At 63.3% G+C, this 3589-nt stretch carries 5 protein-coding genes; 3 read left to right on the top strand and 2 right to left on the bottom strand.

Annotated elements, in window-relative coordinates; all coding sequences use genetic code 11:
• On the bottom strand, positions 1–240 hold a 240-nt coding region (locus L9Z73_RS27275), incomplete at its 3' end, for a helix-turn-helix domain-containing protein (RefSeq protein WP_247407733.1).
• Between the two features lie 93 nt (positions 241–333).
• On the opposite strand from L9Z73_RS27275, the gene L9Z73_RS27280 reads away from it, so the two are divergent.
• Entirely contained in the window at positions 334–1302 is a 969-nt protein-coding gene (locus L9Z73_RS27280; RefSeq protein ID WP_247407736.1) for an NAD(P)H-binding protein, read from the top strand.
• Positions 1303–1392: 90 nt separating this feature from the next.
• Positions 1393–2082: an HAD-IA family hydrolase gene (locus tag L9Z73_RS27285; RefSeq protein WP_247407737.1), complete on the top strand. Its 690-nt coding sequence runs from the start codon at positions 1393–1395 to the stop codon at positions 2080–2082.
• An 18-nt stretch (positions 2083–2100) separates the two neighbouring features.
• On the opposite strand, the gene L9Z73_RS27290 is transcribed toward L9Z73_RS27285, so the two are convergent.
• A complete protein-coding gene (locus L9Z73_RS27290) occupies positions 2101–2847 on the bottom strand; it encodes a 3-oxoacyl-ACP reductase family protein (RefSeq protein WP_247407739.1) in 747 nt (248 codons plus the stop codon).
• A gap of 126 nt (positions 2848–2973) precedes the next feature.
• Between L9Z73_RS27290 and L9Z73_RS27295 the strand changes: the two genes are divergently transcribed.
• Positions 2974–3573 (top strand): LysR family transcriptional regulator, encoded by a 600-nt coding sequence (locus tag L9Z73_RS27295; protein ID WP_430624318.1) that lies wholly within the window; start codon positions 2974–2976, stop codon positions 3571–3573.
• Positions 3574–3589: the final 16 nt, after the last annotated feature.

Below are 3589 nucleotides of genomic sequence, written 5' to 3' on the forward strand. Positions count from 1 at the left end.
TGCGGCCGTGCGCTCCATGGTCTCGGCGTGGGCCCTCATGGTGTGGGCCACTGCCGTCGGCAGCAGTCCGGTGGGGGAGCGAGTGAACAGCACCACGCCCAAGGCCGTTTCCAGCGCGGCAATGTGCCGACCGACGGTGGGCTGTGTGATGCCGAGCTGCCGTGCGGCCCCCGACAGCGATCCCTCCTTGAGTACGCCAAGAAACGATCGGTAAAGCTCCCAACCAATGTTCAATGCCATGCGTAAATGTATAGCGTCTGGATGGTCTTCGGCAATTCCTCTATAGCCGTGCTGCGAACAGAATGGCCGCTCCAACCAACGTGGGAGCAGATGATGAGCAAGGTTCTGGTATTGGGTGCAACCGGCGGTATCGGCGGCGAAGTGGCGCGACAGCTGAGCGCGGCGGGCTGGCAGGTGTGTGCGTTGACCCGGGATGTCGACAAGGCCCGTAGCCAGAATGTCACCTATACCTGGCTCAAAGGCGATGCGCTCAATCGCGACGAAGTGATCGCTGCCGCACGGGGCTGCGCGGTGATCGTCCATGCGGTGAACCCACCGGGCTATCGCAATTGGGCCGAGCAGGTGCTGCCGATGATCGACAACACCATAGCGGCCGCCATCGCCGAGCGCGCGACCATCGTGTTGCCCGGCACGGTCTACAACTTCGGGCCGGATGCGTTCCCCGTGCTGGACGAAGACTCGCCCCAGCACCCGCTGACCCGTAAGGGCGCGATACGGGTGCAACTGGAGCAGCGCTTGCTGCAGTCTTCCCGCGAGGGCGCTCGCGTATTGATCGTGCGTGCCGGGGATTTTTTCGGCGCCGGGGCGGCCAACAACTGGTTCTCCCAAGGCTTGGTCAAACCCGGTAAACCGGTGCGCGCCGTCAGCGACCCAGGCGTGCCAGGCGTCGCCCACCAATGGGCCTACCTACCGGATGTGGCGCGCACCATGCTCGAGTTGATTGAGCGTCGCACCACCCTCGAGGCCTTTGCCTGCTTTCATATGGCCGGGCACGTGGACATCGATGGCACGCAGATGAGCCAGGCGATCCAGCGCGTGGTGTTACGCAGGACGGGCCGGCAACCACGTGTAGGCGTATTTCCCTGGTGGTTGTTGACGTTGGCTGCGCCGTTTGTCGTGACCTTTCGCGAGATACAGGAGATGCGTTATCTGTGGCAAACCCCGCTGCGTTTGGATAACCGGCGCTTGCTTGTGGCCCTGGGCCACGAGCCCCATACGCCGTTGGAGCACGCGGTGGAGGCCGCATTGACCAGCCTGGGCTGCCTGCCCACGCCTGCCTGATCAGGCGCACAGCCTAAAGGGTTGCCTGCCGACAAGCGTCGCCGGTATTGTGCTGAATCCTTTTAGTCCTTCCTCCAGGGTTTTGTCACGATGAATGCACCGCGTAGCGCAGTCGGTCCGATCAAGGCCGTGATTTTCGATATGGACGGCTTGTTGCTGGATACCGAAGGCATCTACACCGAAGTGACGCAGATCATCGCTGAACGCTACGGGCGTACCTATGACTGGGGGATCAAGCAGCACATCATCGGGCGCGGTGCCCAGGACCTGGCCGACTATGTGGTCAAGGCGCTGGATCTGCCGATCACGGCGGCTGAGTTCCTCGAAATCCGTGAGCCGCTGATGAGCGAGCGTTTCCCCAGGGCGTTGGGCATGCCCGGCGCCGAAGCGTTGGTACGGCACCTGAGCGCGCACAATATTCCGATTGCGGTGGGCACCAGTTCGTCGCGCAATTCCTTTGGCCACAAGACCACGTTGCACCGCGAGTGGTTTGGCCTGTTTGGCACCATCGTCACGGCTGACGACCCGGAAGTCGGCGCGGCCAAACCCGCGCCGGACATCTTCCTCACTGCCGCACGGCGGCTGGGCATTGCGCCGCAAGATTGCCTGGTGTTTGAAGACTCGCCGTTCGGCGTCACTGCGGCGAAGGCGGCTCGGATGACCGCCATCGCCGTGCCCGATGAAGCCATGGCCGACAGCAATTACCACCACGCCGACCAGATCATTCGCAAACTCGCGGACTTCGACCTCGCCGCCTACGGCTTGCCGCCAATGTCCTGATCCGGCGCCTACAGGCGGTTATGCGCTGAAGCCACCGTCAATGGTCAGGCTGGCCCCGGTGATGTACCCGGCTTCCGGCCCGGCGAGGTAGGCCACAAAGCTGGCGATCTCCTCGACATGGCCGTAACGGCCCACCGCCATCAACCCGATCAGGCTCTCGGCGAATTCACTGTTCGCCGGGTTCATGTCGGTGTCCACCGGCCCTGGCTGCACGTTGTTAATAGTAATGCCACGCGGCCCCAGGTCCCGCGCCAGGCCCTTGGTCAAGCCGACCAGCGCCGCCTTGCTCATCGCATACGGCCCGCCGCCGCCAAACGGCATGCGCTCGGCGTTGGTGCTGCCGATGTTGATTACGCGGCCACCTTCGCGCATGTGCTTGGCCGCTTCCTGAGTGGCGATGAACACGCTGCGCACGTTGATTGCCAGGGTCTGGTCGAAGTCCTCCAGCTTGAAGTCTTCCAGCGGGGCGATGGCCAGTACGCCAGCGTTGTTCACCAGGATATCCAGGCGCCCAAAGGCTTGGAGCGTGGCGTTGACCGCGTTGCGAATTGCCGTGGCATCGGCACTGTCGGCCTGAATCGCCAAGGCTTTGCCGCCGGCGCTGATCACGCTGTTCTGCAATTCTGCGGCCTTGGCGGCCGAACTGACGTAGGTAAAGGCGACGGCTGCACCTTGCGCCGCAAGACGCTTGACGATGGCGGCGCCGATGCCGCGTGAACCGCCTTGAATCAAGGCGACTTTACCGCTGAGGTTCTGGGTGGTCATGTCGATTTCCTAGCTGTTCAAGGCGGGATGCCTTGTTGATGGAGCCGAGTATCGACCTCACCCTGCGCGGTCGGTAGACCCTGATTGCTATAGTCTGTGTAAACCAAAAGTTTAGAGTGGGCGGATATGGAGAGCTTCGGCAGTATCGAATGCTTTGTGCGCAGCGCCGAAGGCGGCAGCTTTGCCGAAGCAGCCCGGCACTTGAGCCTGACCCCGGCGGCGGTGGGCAAAAGTGTCGCCAAGCTGGAAGCGCGCCTGGGCGTGCGGTTGTTCCAGCGCAGCACCCGGCGCCTGACCCTGACCGAAGCCGGCAAGCGGTTCCTCGCAGAAGTCAGCGACAGCCTCATCACCATCCAGAACGCCGTGGCCAACCTGGCCAGCGCCGAGGGCCGGCCGGTGGGGACGCTCAAGGTCAGCATGGGCACGGTGTTCGGTAATCGTTATGTCATGCCGTTGCTGGGGGAGTTCGTGCGGCGTTTTCCGGATATCAGCCCGGATTGGCATTTTGATAACCGCCAGGTTGACCTGATCGGCCAGGGCTTCGATGCGGCCATCGGCGGTGGCTTTGAGCTGCCCCAGGGCGTGGTGGCGCGCAAGCTGACGCCCGCGCACCGGGTGCTGGTGGCGTCATCGAATTACCTGGCGCAGCGCCTGCCGGTACTGGCACCCGAGGATCTGGCGCGCTGCCTGGGCATCCTCGAGTGCCAGTACCGGCAGGCGCAGTAACGCTTCACCCCTGAAC

Source organism: Pseudomonas emilianonis, assembly GCF_023072625.1.
Lineage (GTDB): Bacteria > Pseudomonadota > Gammaproteobacteria > Pseudomonadales > Pseudomonadaceae > Aquipseudomonas > Aquipseudomonas paraveronii.

What these genes read in the sequence shown, in the direction of transcription:
- L9Z73_RS27280 (WP_247407736.1), top strand. Translation starts at nt 334, where the DNA reads ATGAGCAAGGTTCTGGTATTGGGTGCAACCGGCGGTATCGGCGGCGAA.
- L9Z73_RS27285 (WP_247407737.1), top strand. Translation starts at nt 1,393, where the DNA reads ATGAATGCACCGCGTAGCGCAGTCGGTCCGATCAAGGCCGTGATTTTC.
- L9Z73_RS27290 (WP_247407739.1), bottom strand. Translation starts at nt 2,847, where the DNA reads ATGACCACCCAGAACCTCAGCGGTAAAGTCGCCTTGATTCAAGGCGGT.
- L9Z73_RS27295 (WP_430624318.1), top strand. Translation starts at nt 2,974, where the DNA reads ATGGAGAGCTTCGGCAGTATCGAATGCTTTGTGCGCAGCGCCGAAGGC.